At 34.1% G+C, this 19,422-nt stretch carries 20 protein-coding genes; 9 read left to right on the top strand and 11 right to left on the bottom strand.

Features of this window, described 5'->3' with window-relative positions; all coding sequences use genetic code 11:
• Nucleotide 1 precedes the first annotated feature (1 nt).
• The gene (locus tag E0W69_RS02975; RefSeq protein WP_225321371.1) at nt 2–973 is read left to right on the top strand and encodes an aminodeoxychorismate synthase component I; all 972 of its coding nucleotides are present in this window, start codon (nt 2–4) and stop codon (nt 971–973) included.
• Complete coding sequence (locus E0W69_RS02970) at nt 957–1,583, top strand: aminotransferase class IV (protein ID WP_191967951.1); 627 nt, start codon at nt 957–959, stop codon at nt 1,581–1,583. The genes E0W69_RS02975 and E0W69_RS02970 overlap by 17 nt, the downstream gene beginning before the upstream one ends.
• Here the strand turns inward: E0W69_RS02970 and E0W69_RS02965 are convergent.
• Both E0W69_RS02965 and E0W69_RS02960 read right to left on the bottom strand, forming a co-directional pair.
• Nucleotides 1,558–2,670, bottom strand: a complete 1,113-nt coding sequence (locus tag E0W69_RS02965; protein WP_131328556.1) for a hypothetical protein — start codon at nt 2,668–2,670, stop codon at nt 1,558–1,560. The genes E0W69_RS02970 and E0W69_RS02965 overlap by 26 nt on opposite strands.
• The gene (locus tag E0W69_RS02960) at nt 2,670–3,293 is read right to left on the bottom strand and encodes an ABC transporter ATP-binding protein (protein WP_131328555.1); all 624 of its coding nucleotides are present in this window, start codon (nt 3,291–3,293) and stop codon (nt 2,670–2,672) included. The genes E0W69_RS02965 and E0W69_RS02960 overlap by 1 nt, the downstream gene beginning before the upstream one ends.
• A 59-nt stretch (nt 3,294–3,352) precedes the next feature.
• Here E0W69_RS02960 and E0W69_RS02955 point away from each other — a divergent pair, with 59 nt between their 5' ends.
• Nucleotides 3,353–5,254: a RecQ family ATP-dependent DNA helicase gene (locus tag E0W69_RS02955; protein ID WP_131328554.1), complete on the top strand. Its 1,902-nt coding sequence runs from the start codon at nt 3,353–3,355 to the stop codon at nt 5,252–5,254.
• Here the strand turns inward: E0W69_RS02955 and E0W69_RS02950 are convergent.
• The 7 genes from E0W69_RS02950 to E0W69_RS02920 all read right to left on the bottom strand — a co-directional run bounded on the left by E0W69_RS02950 (nt 5,251) and on the right by E0W69_RS02920 (nt 12,610).
• Nucleotides 5,251–6,243, bottom strand: a complete 993-nt coding sequence (locus tag E0W69_RS02950; RefSeq protein ID WP_191967950.1) for a lytic transglycosylase domain-containing protein — start codon at nt 6,241–6,243, stop codon at nt 5,251–5,253. The two genes, E0W69_RS02955 and E0W69_RS02950, sit on opposite strands and share 4 nt — an antisense overlap.
• A gap of 119 nt (nt 6,244–6,362) precedes the next feature.
• Nucleotides 6,363–7,817, bottom strand: a complete 1,455-nt coding sequence (gene gatA, locus E0W69_RS02945) for an Asp-tRNA(Asn)/Glu-tRNA(Gln) amidotransferase subunit GatA (protein ID WP_225321370.1) — start codon at nt 7,815–7,817, stop codon at nt 6,363–6,365.
• 17 nt (nt 7,818–7,834) lie between these two features.
• On the bottom strand, nt 7,835–8,077 hold the full coding sequence (locus E0W69_RS02940) for a Sec-independent protein translocase subunit TatA/TatB (protein ID WP_225321369.1): 243 nt from the start codon (nt 8,075–8,077) through the stop codon (nt 7,835–7,837).
• Between the two features lie 142 nt (nt 8,078–8,219).
• On the bottom strand, nt 8,220–8,570 hold the full coding sequence (gene rplS, locus E0W69_RS02935) for a 50S ribosomal protein L19 (RefSeq protein WP_131328552.1): 351 nt from the start codon (nt 8,568–8,570) through the stop codon (nt 8,220–8,222).
• 104 nt (nt 8,571–8,674) lie between these two features.
• Nucleotides 8,675–10,048: a dipeptidase gene (locus tag E0W69_RS02930; RefSeq protein ID WP_131328551.1), complete on the bottom strand. Its 1,374-nt coding sequence runs from the start codon at nt 10,046–10,048 to the stop codon at nt 8,675–8,677.
• Between the two features lie 60 nt (nt 10,049–10,108).
• A complete protein-coding gene (locus E0W69_RS02925; protein ID WP_131328550.1) occupies nt 10,109–11,095 on the bottom strand; it encodes a cation diffusion facilitator family transporter in 987 nt (328 codons plus the stop codon).
• 75 nt (nt 11,096–11,170) lie between these two features.
• The gene (locus tag E0W69_RS02920) at nt 11,171–12,610 is read right to left on the bottom strand and encodes an LptF/LptG family permease (protein ID WP_131328549.1); all 1,440 of its coding nucleotides are present in this window, start codon (nt 12,608–12,610) and stop codon (nt 11,171–11,173) included.
• Nucleotides 12,611–12,696: 86 nt separating this feature from the next.
• Here E0W69_RS02920 and E0W69_RS02915 point away from each other — a divergent pair, with 86 nt between their 5' ends.
• Complete coding sequence (locus tag E0W69_RS02915) at nt 12,697–13,281, top strand: hypothetical protein (protein ID WP_131328548.1); 585 nt, start codon at nt 12,697–12,699, stop codon at nt 13,279–13,281.
• On the opposite strand, the gene E0W69_RS02910 is transcribed toward E0W69_RS02915, so the two are convergent.
• Nucleotides 13,278–13,661, bottom strand: a complete 384-nt coding sequence (locus E0W69_RS02910; RefSeq protein WP_131328547.1) for an START-like domain-containing protein — start codon at nt 13,659–13,661, stop codon at nt 13,278–13,280. The genes E0W69_RS02915 and E0W69_RS02910 overlap by 4 nt on opposite strands.
• A 191-nt stretch (nt 13,662–13,852) precedes the next feature.
• On the opposite strand from E0W69_RS02910, the gene E0W69_RS02905 reads away from it, so the two are divergent.
• From E0W69_RS02905 to E0W69_RS02885, 5 genes are all read left to right on the top strand, one after another.
• Nucleotides 13,853–15,382: a GH3 auxin-responsive promoter family protein gene (locus E0W69_RS02905; protein WP_131328546.1), complete on the top strand. Its 1,530-nt coding sequence runs from the start codon at nt 13,853–13,855 to the stop codon at nt 15,380–15,382.
• Between the two features lie 2 nt (nt 15,383–15,384).
• Complete coding sequence (locus tag E0W69_RS02900; protein ID WP_131328545.1) at nt 15,385–15,615, top strand: hypothetical protein; 231 nt, start codon at nt 15,385–15,387, stop codon at nt 15,613–15,615.
• Nucleotides 15,616–15,623: 8 nt separating this feature from the next.
• Nucleotides 15,624–16,487, top strand: coding sequence for a phospholipase A (locus E0W69_RS02895; RefSeq protein WP_131328544.1), 864 nt, complete (start codon nt 15,624–15,626; stop codon nt 16,485–16,487).
• A 65-nt stretch (nt 16,488–16,552) separates the two neighbouring features.
• Nucleotides 16,553–17,308 (top strand): 3-oxoacyl-[acyl-carrier-protein] reductase, encoded by a 756-nt coding sequence (gene fabG, locus E0W69_RS02890; RefSeq protein WP_131328543.1) that lies wholly within the window; start codon nt 16,553–16,555, stop codon nt 17,306–17,308.
• A gap of 95 nt (nt 17,309–17,403) precedes the next feature.
• Nucleotides 17,404–18,042 carry a carbonic anhydrase gene (locus E0W69_RS02885; RefSeq protein WP_131328542.1) on the top strand — a complete coding sequence of 213 codons (639 nt, stop codon included), beginning with the start codon at nt 17,404–17,406 and terminating at the stop codon, nt 18,040–18,042.
• A 346-nt stretch (nt 18,043–18,388) separates the two neighbouring features.
• On the opposite strand, the gene E0W69_RS20770 is transcribed toward E0W69_RS02885, so the two are convergent.
• A complete protein-coding gene (locus E0W69_RS20770) occupies nt 18,389–18,910 on the bottom strand; it encodes a hypothetical protein (protein ID WP_407690698.1) in 522 nt (173 codons plus the stop codon).
• Nucleotides 18,911–19,422: the final 512 nt, after the last annotated feature.

Raw genomic sequence — 19,422 nt, 5'->3', positions numbered from 1 at the left:
TATGGATCAAATAGGGAATATTTTTAATCAAATGAACGAATATTTTGAGCAAAATATTCCCTATTTCTTTATAGTGGACTATGATAAAAAATTGGGAGAAATAATTCCTTTAAATCACCTAGATCGCACTGAAATTCTGTTCAGCAGTCCCAATTTTCCGTTCAAAAATGCTACTCAATTTCCCAAAGAATTAACGTGGAAATTTAACGTAGAACCATTTTCTATTTATGAGAAAAAATTTCAACATGTAAAAAATGAAATTTTAAAAGGCAATAGTTATTTGGTAAATCTATGTTGTAAAACGCCAGTTGAGACCAATTATAGTTTAGAGGAGATTTTCCAATTAGGAAATTCGAAATATAAACTACTATGGAAAGATCAATTCGTACATTTTTCACCCGAACCATTTATAAAAATCCAAGAGGGGAAAATTCATACTTTTCCTATGAAGGGAACGATTGACGCAACAGTTCCCCATGCCAAAGAGATTCTTTTGAATGATAGAAAAGAGCTTACAGAACACAATATCATTACCGACTTGATGCGTAATGATCTGAGTATGGTTGCAGACGATGTATTTGTAGAAAATTTTAGATATTTTGAAAAAATCCAAACGAATACAAAAGCTGTATACCAAACGAGTTCGCACATTGTAGGCACTTTAAAATCTGAATATAAAAATAGTCCAGGAAATATTTTTGATAAATTATTACCCGCAGGCTCTATCAGTGGTGCGCCGAAGCCCAAAACACTTAAAATTATAAAAGATGTAGAGCAATTTGAGAGAGGGTTTTACACAGGAGTTTGGGGAGTATTTGATGGAAAAAATTTGGATAGTTGTGTAATTATTCGGATGTTAGAAAAAGAAAATGAAAATCTTTATTTCAAGAGCGGCGGCGGCATCACAGCAATGAGTGATGCTAGAAAAGAATATCAAGAAATCAGTCAAAAAATCTATGTTCCAATTTATTGAAACGATACACTATAGAAATGGAAAAATGCCTTTAATCAATTGGCATAATCAACGTTTTTTGTCTACACAAAAAGAAAATTGGAATGCGATTATTTATCCAAACATTTTAGATATTTTACAAAAAAAATTCGAAAATTATAGATTCGAAAATGACCTTTCCTACAAGATAAGGTTAGTTTATGGACAAGATTATTTACAGGTAGAAGCTGAAAAATATACTCAAAAAAGCATATCCGAACTATACTTAATACATGCTGACGAGGTAAATTATTCTTACAAATTTTTTGATCGAAGTAAATTAAATCAATTAAAATCTAAGATTTCTACGGAGGCAGAAATTATTGCTGTAAAACAAAATCATTTAACAGATACAAGTTTTACGAATATTGCTTTATATGATGGTGATAAATGGTACACACCTTTAGATCCTTTATTGAAAGGAGTGCAACGACAATATTTAATTGAAAAAAACATATTACACCCAAAAGAAATACTCGTTCAAGACATTTCAAATTATAGTCAAATAGCTCTTTTTAATGCGATGGTAGATTGGGAAAAAGCTTGGAAGTTTCCGATAAATCAGATCAATCCTGCTCTTTTGAATCTATAAATTGCACTTCATAATTATAGTACAAACTTCGGAACACTATAAAAGAAAAAACAATCAAAACCAATCCAAGCCATAAAAACAAATGGTATGGTGCCAAAAATAATTGTAGTATCAAAATCACCGCTGCAAAAGTTAAGAAACCCGAAAGATCTGTTCCTTTTTGCCACTGCAACATATATAAAATCGAACTGATCCCAATAGAATATAGGGCAATTTCCACAAATGTCAAGTTGGGTAAAAACTGTCTATATGCAGCTAACAATAACAACTCAGGCAAAATAATGACTATGATAGATAGTAGCATTACAATAAAATACTTCCCAAGATGAATGGGCATATTTTTCAACCAAGGCAAGTCCTTAATGTAAAACATGAAAAGATCATGTAAAACGACAATATTTGTACCTATTGCTACACTCCAAAATATTAGAAAATCACTTAATTCAGTTGTTCCGCTATTTCTAATTAAAGGAATAGAAAGTATTAATAAAGAAATTATTTTTACTAGAAAAAAATGTTTTGGCTTTTCAGTGATCACAGCACTTATTCCAAAACTATAAAAAGCCCGTTTTTTTACAAGTTTGAATTGAAACCTATCCCAAAAACCTGGAACATTTTGCGTATTAATTAATTGTACGATTTTCCAATTCAGACCAATAAATAACAATAATCCAACAAGGAACAATACGATGGGAATTAGATAATGACCATGCACAATTCCATAAATCACTGTGCAATTACCATATAAAATAACTGGCAGAAAAAGAATCGTTTCCATGGATAAAACAAGCGAATATTGCTGTCTCCGAGTTAATGCAACAAGCTCAAACAAAATCGAATTTTCCTTATTTTTCAATTGCGCCATTTGAAAATACAAACACTTCAATGCATAGACGCTCCAAACTAAAGTTGCTATCAAAAACCCCAAAGCCGAAGAGGTTAATAATTCCATCATCTGGCTATGAAACAAAATTGGATTTTGCATCAATCCAAACAAAACAAAAATCATAAGAGCCATCCAGCCCCCATTTCTTTTGTAAAATGGAATTACGATAATTTTATTTAAAAGATTCCAAGCTGCGTGCATTATATTAATTCAAGCTTTTTATTTTTTATTTCTATAGTTTGCGTTTGGACCGTTTCTAATGTGAATGGCTGATGCGAAGTCATTATAAACGAAGTTCCATTGAGAAACATTTGTTCGATTACTTGCAATAAAACTTGCACAGAGGCAACATCCAAAGTGATTAATGGCTCATCCAACAATATCCATTTCGGAGATCCACAAAAAGTTAAGATCAATGACAATTTCTTTTTCATGCCGCTCGAGTAGGTTCCTACCTTTTCATTCAAAGCGGATTGCATCTGAAATACGGTAGTCAAATAAAAAGCAAGTTCATTTGTACCATCCTTGACATCTTCCACAAAGGACAATAGTTCTTGCCCTGTAAGGAAATTGGGATAGGTTGGTTCCGCTTCTCCATAGTTGAACCAACGACGTTGCTCTAATTTATTTTTCCGAAGGGAAGTCCCATCTAACTTTACGTCTCCATCAAACGGGAAAATGCCACTCAATGATTTCAGAAAAGTAGATTTACCAGCGCCATTCTCTCCTTTTAACCAATAGATCCCCTCTTCCAATTTCCATTGATCCATTTGAAGGACGGTTTCCTTCTTAAATTTTTTATGAAATGACTCAAATTCGAGCATTTATTCTTGATTTTAAATAATATTGTAAATATATACGCATTTGATAATTAATTTCTTACATGGTAACATCTATTGACATTTTAAAAAAATTTTGGGGTTTTACGTCCTTTCGTTCGCCTCAGGATGTTATCATTCAGTCCTTAGTTGATGGTCATGATACCTTGGCATTGCTTCCCACTGGAGGCGGCAAGTCTATTTGCTTTCAAGTACCTAACTTAATGTCTGAGGGCACGTGTTTGGTCGTCACGCCACTTGTTGCATTAATGAAAGATCAAGTCGCACATTTAAAAGAAAAAGGCATTCCATCTGTGGCGATTCACAGCGGTCTCTCTCCTTTTGAGTTGCGCACCATTTTGCGAAAAGCTACAGCTGGAGATTATAAATTTATTTATTTCTCTCCAGAACGTATCCAATCTGAAATATTCAAAGACACATTGTATGATTTGGACGTCAATTATATTGCCGTTGATGAGGCGCATTGCATTTCCCAATGGGGTTATGATTTTCGACCATCCTATTTATTAATACATCAATTAAGGGAAGTTTTTCCAAAAATTCCCATGATTGCATTAACCGCCTCAGCTACACAAGAAGTACAAAAAGATATTATTGAAAAATTACAATTCAAACAATATCAAGTATTTCAACAATCTTTTGAAAGAGCAAATCTGTCTTTTAGCGTATTCAAAGTAGACAGTAAAATCAACAAAATAATAGAAATTCTCACCAAAATTTCTGGTACGGGTATCGTGTATTGTAAGACGCGAAAACTCGTACAAGAAATTGCGTATCTACTACAACTAAACAAAATAAATGCCGAATATTATCATGCGGGTTTAACGGAAGAGGCCAAAAATGATAAACAAGCACGCTGGACATCTGGACAGACAAGGATTATGGTGAGTACCAATGCCTTTGGAATGGGTATTGATAAGGCGGATGTACGCACGGTTATTCATCACGATGCGCCAGATAATTTGGAAAATTATTATCAAGAAGCTGGACGTGCTGGCAGAGATGGTCAAAAAGCTTTTGCCGTATTGTTGTACTATGCCGACGATTTGGTCGACTTACAAAAGATGCCCGCTATAAAATTTCCCGACTTTGAAATTATAAAAGACTGCTATCGCAAAATTTTCGATTTTTTGCAAATACCTGTTGGTTCGGGTGAAGAGCGTTTTTATGATTTTGATTTGAATGAATTTATCCGAATATTTGAATTAAATCCTTTACAAACCTTAGCTATTTTCAAAATATTAGAACAGCAAAATATCTTGGAATTTAATGAGAGTATTTATTTGCCTGCGAAAATAAATTTTACCATTGAACGAAAAGAATTAAGTGAATTCTTGGAATTGCATCCTGAATTAGAACGAATTACGTCTTGTTTACTTCGCTTATATGAAGGAATATTTGACTTTAAAGTTTCTGTTTTTACAAAGCAAATTGCACGCTATTGCCATGTAACAGAAGAGGAAGTGCAATATTTATTAGCGCAATTACAGCGATACAAAATATTGGAATATTGGCCGACAAAAGAAACGCCGCAAGTCTATTTTGTGCAAAATAGAGCCAATGTAGATTATCTACGTTTCGATCATGCATTTTATCTTAATCGAAAGAAAATTTATCAAAATAGTTTAGCTAAATTATTGGAATACATACAATTAGACACAGATTGTCGGATGCAATTTATTTCCAAATATTTTGGCGATGCAGCAGCCAAACCATGTGGTATTTGTGACAATTGTTTGGATAAAAAGAAACAAAACTCCACTGAAAAAGAAGTTCATTCAATGATGCTTGCCATCTTAAATGCCATTAGAAATGAAGGTTTGAGTTTGGATAAATTGGTGGAATTATTTCCAGATACCACACAATTATTTGACAAAGCATTTCAAATATTACAATCCGAAAGATTAATCAAAATTTCGGATATAGGTATCATTCATCCCAATTAATGAAGCAATTGATGAAAACAATCTTGTAATATTTGATCTTTTTTACTTAAAAATTCTATCATTTTATCTTTAGGCAGACGTAAAGGATACGGTTGTCCATTACTCACTATCTTATTAAAACCAGGATTATAACGGTCAAATAATTGCATATTCACACCTATTGATTTGGTAATAATCGTACTATTATAAAAACCTCTAATTGAGTCAATTGTGGTATTATTCAACTCCTGCGGCGTCAATTTAGACTCCTTTTTCTGTATGTAAAAGCTATTTTTAGATTCGCTTTTGGTCATGGTCGTCACACCACCACTTCCTTCGAAATAATAATGTGTACTGATAAATTTCTTTACGTGGTTGCGGGTTTCTTGAGGTAGATAATATTGCAATTTCCAAAAATCTTCGCTTCCCGATTTTCGAATGGCCTTTCTCACTGCGCCAGGACCGGCATTATATGCAGCGATAACCAATAACCAATCGCCAAATTGATGATGTAATTCGGTCAACAATTTTGCTGCAGCAACCGTACTTTTGTTGAAATCCATACGATCATCGCGATTTTCATTGACGACTAGTCCAAATCGCATTGCCTCATCAAACATCAATTGCCATGGACCAACGGCTCCCGCCCAAGAACGCATACTCGATTGTAAACTACTCTCAATCACAGAAAGATATTTTAACTCTAGCGGCAATTGATATTGGGTAAATATTTTGTCATAGATATCAAAATAATGCTTTCCCCAATGGCGCATATTGTCCATCTCATGCGCTTCTTTTTTGACATAATTGTTCTTAAAACCAAGAACTTGCGGATTTAGTGGCGCTTTTATTTTTTCAGTTTGCGTTACTATGGAGTCTTGTTTGGGTAAAAGATTTTTAAAAGCAGTATTTCCTTGTGCGAAATTTTTTTGGGTAAATGACAAGAAAAAAAGGACTGGAAAACCTAGCTTTAAACTATAATTTGCCCGTCCTTTTTTTCTATTTCGCACCTTTTTCATTCTATGACAAAGGTAAATATATTTCTATTTTTCAAACGTTAAAGATCCGTATAGAAGTTATGAATAATGAGTTATAAGTTAATTGAACTACATTTTTCATCACTTCAAGCCTACGCTTTAAGCGTTTTAGTCTCCATTATGCTATCTGATAATTGCAACAACAAAGTATCTTGCATTGCCGGCGTCAAGACTTGCAAACCAAACGGCATACCATTGGAATGTGTGTACAAAGGCAATGAAATGGCAGGAATCCCAACCAAATTGGCAAATACAGTATATATATCAGAAAGATACATTTCCAATGGATTTGTACTTTTTTCTCCAAATTTGAATGCAGGTGCAGTTACTGTTGGTAAAATGATAGCATCATATTTTTCGAAAATAGCTTTTGTTTTTTCGGATAAAATACGTCTAACTTTTTGAGCTTTGGTAAAATAGGCATCAAAATATCCAGAGCTTAATACAAATGATCCCAACATAATGCGATTTTTCACTTCTGCTCCAAATCCTTCTGAACGAGATTTTTTGTAGAAAGTATCCAAATCCAAATTAGGAATAGCCGTACGATGTCCATATTTCACCCCATCAAAACGAGATAAATTACTAGACGCTTCAGCTGTGGTCAACACATAATAGGTCGGCACTACATAATCTAAAAAGTCAAAATCAATCGCTTCTACTTCATGGCCACTTTCCTTAAGAGAGTCAATGGTTTGTAAAATATTGTCTTTGATTTCGCCATCTAATACCGATGCTTGTAACGCTTGATCAAAATAAGCTATTTTATATTTGCGATCCTTATTTGCTTTAAATGATTCAAAAGAAGGCACCGCTTCATTACTTACTGTACTATCAAAATCGTCTTCACCAGCAATTACTTCCAATACCTTAGCTACATCAGAAACCGTATTTCCAAATATCCCAATTTGGTCAAAGGAAGAAGCGTAAGCAATCAAACCATAGCGCGACACGCGTCCATAACTAGGTTTAAAACCGATAATACCACAAAAATCTGCAGGTTGTCTTACGGACCCTCCGGTGTCACTACCCAAACTCACCATACAAAGTCCAGCTTGTACTGCAACAGCAGAACCACCAGAAGATCCACCAGGAACACGCGAATTATCTTTGGCATTTAGAACATTGCCATAGGCAGAATTTTCATTGCTACTTCCCATTGCAAATTCATCACAATTTTGTCTACCGATTATGATAGCACCTTCTTGTAATAAATGTGCAACAGCAGTTGCATCATAGACCGACTCGTAACCTTCCAAGATTTTGGAAGAAGCAGTTAAGGAGTGATTCTTATACGAAATCACATCTTTTAGTCCAATAACAACACCGTGTAGTTTACCTGAAATACCTGATTGAGCTCTTTGTTCGTCCAAAGATTTTGCTCTATCTAAAGCTTCATCGGTATACACTTCGAGAAACGCATTCAGATGCGTATTCTTTGCTATTTGATCTAAATAATATTGCACGGCCTCCATACATGAAGTCTGACCGTGCAATAAATCTTTTTGATACTCCTCAATGGAATTAAAACTAAACAACGTATCCAATTAGGGGGTTATAAAAATTAATGGGTTGTGGTAGTTGTCGTTGTAGTAACGCTACCATCTTCATTTGTAGTAACCACTTTTTTTACATCTTTCTCTTTCGCCCCTTCTTCAATCTCACGACGTACATTATCTTTAGCATCGTTGAATTCACGGATACCTTTACCTAATCCACGCATGAATTCAGGAATTTTTCTACCACCGAAAAGTATTAATACTGCTAAAATTATCAGAATCCATTCTGATCCGCCTGGCATACTCATAACTAAAAAATTTATATTGCGAAATTAATATTTAAAAATAAGAAACCGAAGATTTATTTCTTTTGTAATGTTAAAAAAACACAAAAAGGCGGAGCTTATAGGATAAGGCCCGCCATAATATTTTGTTTTCCAGAAGAAATAATTAGAATCTTTTTTCTTTAATTCTAGCTCTCTTACCACTACGTTCACGTAAGTAAAACAATCTAGCACGACGTACTTTACCTACTTTATTTAAAACGATAGAATCTACATTAGGAGAAGCAAATGGGAAAAGTCTTTCCACACCTATTCCTTCAGAAATTTTACGAACAGTGAATGTTGCAGTAGCTCCATTTCCTTGGATTTTGATAACATCTCCGCGGAAACTTTGGATACGTTCTTTACCACCTTCCACAATTTTATAATTAACGGTAACGTTATCGCCCGCCTTGAATTTTGGAAATTCTTTTACTGCTGTTAACTGCTCGTGCACAAAAGTTACTGCTGCGCTCATTGCTAAAAATTTTAAGGACTGCAAAGGTAAGTACAAATATTTTTATATCAAAATTATATTTTCAGATACTTATCCTCACATTTCCCATTTATGTGAATAAATAATTATTTCTTAAGTTCTGCGTAATACTTATGAAAATATGGAATGGTTTCAATTCCCTTGTAAAAGTTCTTCAAACCATATTTTTCATTGGGACTATGCAAGTTATCACTATCCAAACCAAATCCTAATAATACCGTGCTGCATCCCAAAACGGACTCAAATAATGCCGTAATCGGAATAGAACCACCACCTCTTATAGGAATAGGCCTTTTTCCAAACGTCGCTTCAATTGCTTTTTGCGCAGCCAAATATTCTACACTATCAATCGGGGTTACGTAAGGATCACCACCATGATCTGGGGTTACTTTTATTTCCACAGAAGCGGGTGCTTTTTCTTTCAAATAAGCCACCACCATTTCTGTAATTTTTTCATTGCTTTGATGTGGTACCAAACGGAAACTAATTTTTGCAAATGCTTTGGATGGCAACACGGTTTTCGCACCTTCACCCATAAATCCACCCCAGATACCATTTACATCCATTGTTGGACGGATTCCCGTACGCTCCACTGTTGTATAGCCTTTTTCGCCATATATATCGCCAACACCAAGATCTTTGGTATATTCAGCTTGATCAAAATCTGCTTTATTGATCGCTTTTCTTTCCTCTGCAGACAATTCATCTACATCGTCATAGAAGCCAGGAATCGTAATATGATTATTTTCATCATGCATTCCTGCGATTAATTTTGCCAAAATATTGATCGGATTTGCCACCGCGCCACCATATACACCACTATGCAAATCTCTATTCGGACCCGTAATTTCTACTTGCAAATATGCCAAACCTCTTACACCTGCATCAATACTTGGATTTTCCAAAGATTGCATTGACGTATCACTTACCAATACGACATCTGCTTTTAAAAGATCTTTATGCTCTTGTAAAAATGGTTTCAAATGTGGAGAACCTATTTCTTCCTCTCCTTCAAATATGAATTTTACATTCAAAGGAATGCTGTCTGTTTTGGATAAGATTTCAAATGCTTTTACATGCATGAAAAATTGTCCCTTATCATCCGCAGTACCACGTCCGTAGATATTTCCATCTTCTTTTACAGTGGGTTCGAATGGATCTGTATGCCACAATTCAATCGGATCTACAGGTTGCACATCATAGTGACCATATACCAAAACAGTTGGCTTATTGACATCTACGATTTTTTCACCATAAACAACTGGATGCCCAGCCGTAGGAAAAATTTCCGCGTTATCAACACCGGCGTCTAATAAATATTTTTTAACCAAATCAGCCGCATTCAACATATCGGGCTTATTGGGTGTACTCGAACTAATACTTGGTATTCTCAAAAGTGCTTTCAATTCTTCCAGAAATCTTTCTTGATTTTCCTCCTGAAATTTTTTCCATGCTTCCATAATAATTGCTTATTTGAGGGACAAATGTAAATGATTAATAAGGAGAAATGAAAGATTCGCTTAATTAATACGATGTTGTTTGGAATCTACCATTGCTTTTAAATTCCATTCCAACTGACGTACAAATGGATGTTTACGTACAGGACATTCCGTTTTTGTACAAATAGCACAGCTACAATCCCGACAAGGATCTGTGTGAATATTGAATTCAATACTTTCAGAAAAATGTGCTGCAACCAATTTCTGCAAACGAGTTATTTCATCGTGCGCTTCTTGCACAGTTAGATAATACGGAACGGTAAAATGACAATCTATATGTAGCTTACTACCGTATTTTACCACTTTCAAATTGTGAATATCAATCCAATCAGGTTGACGATTGGAACTTAATACTGCAACTAATTCATTAATCAAATTTAAATCCGCTTCATCCATAATTCCCGCAATCGATTTGCGTAAAATAGAATATCCATTTACCAAAATGAAACACCCCATCACCAGCGCAATGACTTTATCTAACCAATAAAGATGAAAAATTAGAATAAAAATTAGCCCAATAATTACGGCAAATGTGCTGTAAGCATCTATTTTTAAATGATTACCAGAAGCAGTAATTGCCAATGAATGATTTTTCTCGCCTTGTTTTACCCATCGATATCCCAAGAAATAATTGAGTAACGCGGTTGCTAAAACCAAAATCAAACCTTTATCCAAAGATTCAACCGCATTTTGTTCGCCAAAATGAATAATTGCATGGTAAATAATCAAACAACCGGCAGCAAGAATCATCAAACCTTCCATTGCAGCAGATACAAATTCCGCTTTTCCATGACCATAAGGATGATCTACATCTTTGGGCTTCGCAGCCACATACAAACTATACAGACCGATGAAACCCGCAACTACGTTGACAATACTTTCTAAAGCATCTGCCAAGATAGCTACAGAATGGGTTACATACCACGCCAAGATTTTGAGTAAAAACAAAACCACAGCGAGACCACAAATCCATTTTTGAATCCGATAATTTTCTTTTGCGTTATCCAAGATATGTAAATTTGAAAGGTCTGCAAAGGTAGTCCGACTCTTTCAAATCTAAAATTAAATTTGAAGAATCTATGATTATTCTTCTATCTCTTTTTTCTTTTGAGGTAATATTTTTTTGATTGCTTTTCCAATTCTGAACCAAACTTCTTTACCCAAAATCTGAGAATCATTGAGCGCTTTTACCATTAGAAATATACCTACCGGTAACAAAATTGCGGAGGAAAGCCACATGCCTGCCCATACAGGTACGACACCTTGCTTAGCGATTTTTTCACCTACGGTATTAAATATGTAAAAAATCACGAAAAATATGATCGCAAATAATAATGGGGCACCTAATCCTCCTTTTCTAATAATGGAACCTAATGGAGCTCCGATCAAAAATAAAATCAAACACGCCGCGGAAAGGGTAAACTTGCGATGCCATTCAATTTTATATTTTCGAATTGTTTCTTGCGCTGATTTATTGTCATTTTGCGCAACATCAAGATTAGATTTTACACTCTGTAATGAATTATTAACACGCTGTACGACTTCTAGTTGAAATGTATCTTTTAAAGTATTGAAATAAGATTTTTTCAGCTTTGCTTTTGGATTGGCTTTCGCCCAAGTACTATCTTGATACCGCACAAAATAGAAATAAGGCGTCAAATCATTGCGTCGTCTTATTTGTTGCAATGTGTCCAATTTGTACAAACTATCAATAGAAGGAGACAATTGCCCAACAGTCAACATCTTCGGATCAGATTTAAAACCTTCTTCATTGGTTTCCGTCATTTTAAATGTCGAAAGGTCAAATAGCTTTTTATATTCCTTAAAACCTGTACGGGTAAATTGCGTATTAAGATCGTTATTGCGACCTTCTTCCTCATAGCGCCAACCATCATTTAGGGTAAATTGCAAAGAAGACTTATCAGGCGTCATCGACATCAATCCACTTTTGGCAACCATTAAATTATCTTGCAAACCCTGATTTTTTTCTAAGATAATTACATCCCTTATATGCATATTATCTTTATCCTTCTCTCCTATTTTGATAACAAAACCAGACATTTTATCATAAAAAACGCCCGCTTTTATATCCAATGCAGGTTTAGTTTTGACAATATCATAGCGCATTCTATTCATTTTTAGATTGGCTATGGGAATAAGATTATTGGCAAAATAAAAAGCGACTAAACTCAATAAAATCGTAACGACAGTCAATGGTCGCATGAATCGAGTCAATGGAACACCTGAAGATTTGATAGCAACTAATTCGAATGATTCTCCCATACTACCAAAAGTCATGATAGAGGAAAGCAATAGTGATAATGGCAAAGCGAGCGGCACACAAGTCGCTGCTACAAAACCAATCATTTTGGCAATGGTAAACACATCCAAACCTTTACCCACAAAATCATCGATCCACAACCAGAAAAACTGCATCACCAACACAAATAAGGAGATCAGAAATGTGGCGATAAACGGTCCAACAAATGCGCGAAGAATGAGCTTGTCTAACTTTTTAATCATGAATTCAGTACGATACGATGCTCGAAGATGCAACTTTTTAGGATATTTACAGCATTTTAATCGCTATTCCTCAAAATTGCTATTGCATGGCAAAGTTAGTTTTATCTGAAAAAGAATGGAGCATTGTTCAAAATTTCGACTTCCTTTTAACAAAAAATCAAATTATTGATCATATTCAACAGTTTTTTACGCAATTAGGATGTACCTATCGTGATATTGCAAAGAATACGATTCCAAAGGAAAACGAAAAATTGTTACAGACCTCTCCAAAAGTCTCTAAAGGAGAAAAATATGAAGGATTACCTTATCTCATGTTAGATTTTCCAAGAATATTTCAAAATGGAAATACGTTTGCAATTCGCAGTTTTTTTCTTTGGGGAAAAGCATTTTCAATCTCACTCTTATTAGAAGGAGAATATAAAAATCACTTACAAACCAAAATTTTTGAAAATCAAGTTTTGAGAAATTGGCAATACGAAACAGAAGATTCACCTTGGATTCATTTTCAATCAGACAGTTCGAAAAATCATTTTTCCACAATATCTAAATCCCAAATAAATCAACATCCATTTCTCAAATTAACAAATAGTAAACCGCTACAAGATTGGCAAACGATCGAAACATTTTTCCTAGAATCCTTTCAACAAATTATGGAAGCTTCCTTTTGCTAGCTTCCCAATCTGCGAAACAAATCTTTCACTTGATGATCCCAAACCAAGGTATCATCTTTGATATCATTTTTTTCCGCAAAAGCTTTAATTACTAAAATAGTCTGATTCGAAATCTCTGCAGTCTCTATGCTAAATTCAAAATATTCTTCAGGAGCCTCGTGTAACCATTGATAACGTACAAACTTATCCTCCTCTTGTTCTATAATTTTTGCTTGATCAGGCGTACCTCCACTCCAAGAAAAACTCATTACATCATCTCTTTCTGTTACCTTATCTGCAAACCACTCTTGCATTCCAGAAGCAGTTGATAAAAAACCATATAGTATAGTTGGCGAGCACTTAATAGGATATTCTATGGAGTACAGCTGTTTTTTAGCCATAATTATTTCTTATTTATTCATTATAGAATGATGACGCTTGCAATAATATACAAAAAAACTTATGATAAAAATTTTTATAGAACTATTTTTTAAAAAAATTTGTTTATAAGCATTAAAATATGTAATCATCATTCGTTCTTACTTTTAATTTAGTTTTTTCGTAACATTGCCCAAAGAATTTTACACATAAAATGAATTTGTTAAGTTCTGCTATATCAAGATTGGCTCGCCTAAGATACTGGCGTATTGAATCATGGATAGAACATCCATTAGAAGCGCAAATGGAGGTTTTAGACAATTTACTTTCACACGGACAATATACCGTATTCGGAGAAAAATATGGCTTTAATAGAGAATGGGATACTCAAGATTTCAAAAAAAATGTTCCCATCTCTGAATATGAAGATTTACAACCGTATATAGACCTGATTATGCACGGTCAGGAAAATATACTTTGGAACACACCTGTTAATTGGTTTGCGAAAAGTAGTGGTACAAGTGGAGGCGTTAGTAAATTTATACCGATATCTGAGGAAAGTCTTGACAAATGCCATTTTCAAGGAGCGAAAGATGTCCTTACTATGTATTATAACGAATATCCTGAAAGCCAATTATTAACAGGAAAAGGACTTGTAATTGGGGGCAGTCATCAGATCAGCCAATTATCAGAAGAAATCTATTATGGAGATCTAAGTGCTGTATTAATGCAAAACACTCCATTTTGGGGAGAATGGATACGCACTCCAGAATTATCCATTGCGTTAATGGATGAATGGGAAAGTAAAATCGAAGCGATCGCACATGCAACCATTTCCGAAAATGTAACGTCTATTTCTGGCGTTCCATCTTGGACATCTATTTTATTAAAACGTATATTGGAATTAACGGGTAAAAAGAATATCGGAGAAGTCTGGCCCAATTTAGAATTGTACATGCATGGTGGGGTATCATTCACTCCTTATAAAAATAATTTCGAAAAATTGATTGGTAAAAAAATCAATTATTTGGATATGTACAATGCGAGTGAAGGTTTTTTCTCTGCACAAGCGCACACTGATGATGATGGCATGTTGTTATTTTTACAACACGGTATTTATTATGAATTTTTACCGATCGATCAGTATAAAGTGCCTAATGCTAAAACATTAAGTCTAGACGAAGTTCAATTAAATACAAATTATGCGATAGTAATATCTACGAATGGTGGATTATGGCGTTATCTACCAGGTGATACTATTCAATTCTCTTCTCTATATCCTTTTAAAATAAAAGTTACCGGCAGATTGAAAGCATTTATCAACGCATTTGGAGAGGAATTAATTATTGACAATACAGATAAAGCCATTGCTATTGCTTCGCAAAAAATGAATGTTTCCATCAATGAATATACGGCTGGTCCTTGTTATTTTTCAGAAAATAATAATGGCACACACGAGTGGATCATAGAATTTGATAAAACACCTGAAGATTTGGAAAAATTTACCCAAATCTTAGATGAGGAATTACAAAAATTAAATAGTGATTATCAAGCGAAAAGATACAAAAGTATTGCTTTACAATTGCCAATAATTCATACCGTAGAATCCGGAACATTCAATAAGTGGATGAAAGAAAGAGGTAAATTAGGCGGTCAACATAAAGTACCACGCCTTGCAAATCATAGAAATTATTTAGAAGAATTATTACATAAAATCAACGCAATCAATAAAATATCCGCATAGAAATGGCAAAAAAGACGTCGAATAAATATCAATTATTAACCGTATTCTCCACAGTTTTGGCCGTTTTGTATGGCTGGCAATTTTACAAATCTTTTCATATTTATACAGATTCAAGGAATCATAAAATTCTTTTCAATGGTATTTTATTGTTTATGTGGATTATATTAGCAATCAGTTGGTTTAGACAATATAAAAAAACATCTGAACAAGAAAATACAAATCACGATAATTAACGACACACATGCCCAATAGCACGCGCTTTCGTATTAAAAACAGCTTTTTTTTTCTATTAAGTTTTTTCTTTTATTCAAATACCTGGAGTCAATCAGAAAAATATAACGGAGACTCTGTTCCAAAAAGGTTAACTGCCGAAGAGAAATTTTTGAGCCAACCATCATTTACTATTTTCAACGATAATTATTTCTTGACGGGTACGACCTTAAGGGAAGCTCCAAGTAAATATAATTCGGATGTGAAATATCAAATTAGTTTTAAGCAATTGTTATATCGTAATCCATTGGTAGCAAAAAGTTTCTTATTTGTAAGTTACACACAGAAATCATTTTGGGACATTTATAAAAATTCTAAACCATTTGCAGAAATCAATTTCAATCCTGCGCTTGGTTTGATAAGACCTTACGATACCAAAATGGGAAAATCGGGCTTTTTTACCTTAATGCTGGAGCATGAATCCAATGGGCGTGACAGTATTCAATCTCGTAGTTGGAATTTTTTGTCCGCGGGTTGGCAACAGAATATTTCGGATAGAATACAATTAAACGCAAAAGTATGGTTACCATTTGCCTATAAAGATGATAATCCTGATTTGATTAACTATGTGGGATACGGACAATTCGGTGCTGCCTATATTATCAAACCATCCAGATGGTATGCGGATGTTTTGGTCAAAAAAGGTAATCAATGGAATTGGAAAGGTAGTGTTATGGGACAATTGTATTATAAGCCATTCAAAAAAGGAAACCAATTTATTGGGATTCAATGGTTTCAAGGATATGGAGAGAATCTTATCAGTTACCAACAAAAGACGAGCATGGTTAGGATAGGATTGTTGATCAAACCAAATCTTACCAACTTTTTTTACTAATTATTCATCGCGAATTAGGAACTTTTATTTTCCCTACATTTGCTAATCAAAATAAATCAACTATAATGGGTATTCTTAATGGTAAAGTTGCTATAGTTACCGGCGGAGCTAGAGGAATCGGAGAAGCTGTCGTACTTAAATTAGCTGAAAATGGTGCAAATATTGCCTTTACATATGTAAGCGAAGGTAGTAAAGATAAAGCCGAAACCTTGGTTCAAAAAGTAAAAGAATTTGGCGTTGATGCTAAGGCTTACCAAAGTGATGCAGGCAATTTTGCAGCAGCAGAATCATTTGTACAAAGCGTAGTTAAAGACTTTGGAACAGTAGATATTTGTGTAAATAACGCAGGTATCAGTATCGACAATTTGTTGCTTAGAATTACACCCGAACAATGGGAAAAGGTAATTCAAACAAATCTTACTAGTGTTTACAATGTAACTAAATGCGTTATACGTACCATGATGAAAGCTCGCTCTGGTAGTATTATCAACATGAGTTCGATTATTGGCATCTCTGGAAATGCTGGTCAATCTAGTTATGCAGCATCTAAAGCAGGTATTATTGGTTTTACAAAATCTATTGCACAAGAATTAGGCTCTAGAAATGTACGTTGCAATGCCATTGCTCCTGGTTTTATCGAAACAGATATGACCAATTATTTGCAAGATGATGCGGCGACGGTTGATTATAAATCAAGAATTCCATTGAACAGATTTGGACAAGCGGAAGATGTGGCAAATGCCGTTTTATTCCTGGCTTCTGACATGAGTACTTACGTTACTGGACAAACTTTAAATGTTTGTGGCGGTTTAAATATGTAATCCATTTAGATTAAAATTTTCTAATATATGAAACAGCTTTTTCTTAATTAGAAAAAGCTGTTTTACTTTGCATTAAACAATCAAAATAAATTATCATGCATACCATTAAAAGTTTATTTGAAAAAAATGAATCTTGGGCAAAAAAACAAGCGGAATTAGATCCAGATTATTTTAAAAAATTGTCTTCTGGACAAAAACCAGAATTTTTATGGATTGGTTGTGGAGATAGTCGAGTGCCAGCAGAAGAAATTCTTGGCTTAGAAGCAGGTGAAGTATTTGTACATAGAAATGTGGCAAATCAAGTATTGTACACTGATATCAATGCAAGAAGTGTGATTGAATATGCAGTTCTACATTTGAAAGTAAAACATGTAATTGTTTGCGGTCACTATGGTTGCGGAGGTGTTCATTCTGCTTTATCTAATCAAGACTTCGGGGAGACTTTGAATATGTGGTTAAAAAGCATCAAAGAAGTTTACTCTGAAAATAAAGAAGAACTTTCTACAATCGCGACAGAAAAAGAGATGGAAGAAAAATTGGTAGAATTCAATGTATTGAAACAAATTGAACATTTGAAGAATACATCTACCATACAAAAGGCATGGAAAGAAGATGACGGTCCTACTTTACATGGCTGGGTTTTCAGTTTGGAAACAGGAAAAATAAAATCTCTAATTGCAGAAGAACCAAATAGTCCAATTGAAAAAGTATATCAATTTGAAAATTTGTGGTAAGCACAATCCATATTATACAAACAAAAGCAGCATAGAATTTGTAATATCCCCAAAAAGTCTGATACTAATTGGGGCTATTTTTATGAATAAAAGAAGCTGAACCTCCCCAAATTATCTCCCAAAGCTAGAGATTCTGTTTTTCTTTTGCGTGTAAAGAATTTGTTTCTCCATCTTGTCAAATCTATTTCAATTCTACTAAGTACGATTAAGAGAAAAGGATATGGTCACAAATGCCCAAGGAACTATCAATTTCAATTCTACTAAGTGCGATTAAGAGTTTCTTTACAAACTCCAACAGGGTTAAGTTCTGCAAAATTTCAATTCTACTAAGTGCGATTAAGAGTAGTTAAGCAATTCGGGATTGTCGTGTATGTTGCCGAATTTCAATTCTACTAAGTGCGATTAAGAGAAAGAATAAAATAACCAAGGTGATTAATCTTGCTTTCAGTTTGAGTAGAACAGAGATCAATTCATTGTCCTTATGGAACTTTAGCGGATCTGGCAAACTTTCCACGGAAGTAACTTTAAAAGCCACTTTCGATATTTTATCGGCAAGCTCAATCTGCTCCGACTGGAATAAACCTTTTACAAAGCTTTCTACTGCATGTGGCAAATGAAAGGCAATTTGAAAATAGGCTTCATTAGAAATCAGTTTCATTCTGCCTCTATCAATCTTAAAAGGCGTATTTAATTGCGAAAAGGTAAAGAATTTAAACTTCTTACCATAACCCTGCTCATGGAGAAATTGGGCATATTCCGCATCCTCCTTGGCTATTATCTTATAAATAGCCGCACTGAGCATGTATGGATAATTGAGCGATATCTCAGTATTTGGATGAGATGTTTGCAGTCTTATTAAAAAGTGCATGTTTAAGGTTGTATTATGGAGCTGATTTAATAGAAAAACTTAAATTAGTCTTGGTAAAATAATTTTTCAATTACTTTTTAAAGAAAATGATTTCTACGGCAATTACTATTTCTTTATAGAATTCTATACTTAAAAGTATTACCAATTCTAATACTTCGCTACTGAGAGAACTAAAGGCTACTTATTTTTGACTGGTATTTATAATCTATTTCGGTGTTTCTTTTCTTTGTAATTCAAAATATTCTTGGTTATTTGGATACATGGTCCAAATTCATGATAAAACATTTTAATGCGTGAAAAATGGTTTGTCATTTGAATAATAGGCAGGTTCGGCTTAACAGATTTAAAACCAATACTTTAGGCTATCATTCGGTTAGCAATGTTAATACGAATTCTATGCTAACCGAATTACGACCTTTACAATTGAACTTTTTTGTATTTACTTGGATCAGAAATAAATAAAAAAACCGTGTAAATCAATGATTTAACACGGTTTATATCTTTTTGAACTC

This window comes from Rhizosphaericola mali (assembly GCF_004337365.2).
GTDB classification, from domain to species: domain Bacteria; phylum Bacteroidota; class Bacteroidia; order Chitinophagales; family Chitinophagaceae; genus Rhizosphaericola; species Rhizosphaericola mali.
The sequence above is the reverse complement of the archived record's forward strand: the minus strand, read 5'-3'. Positions and strand labels throughout refer to the sequence as shown.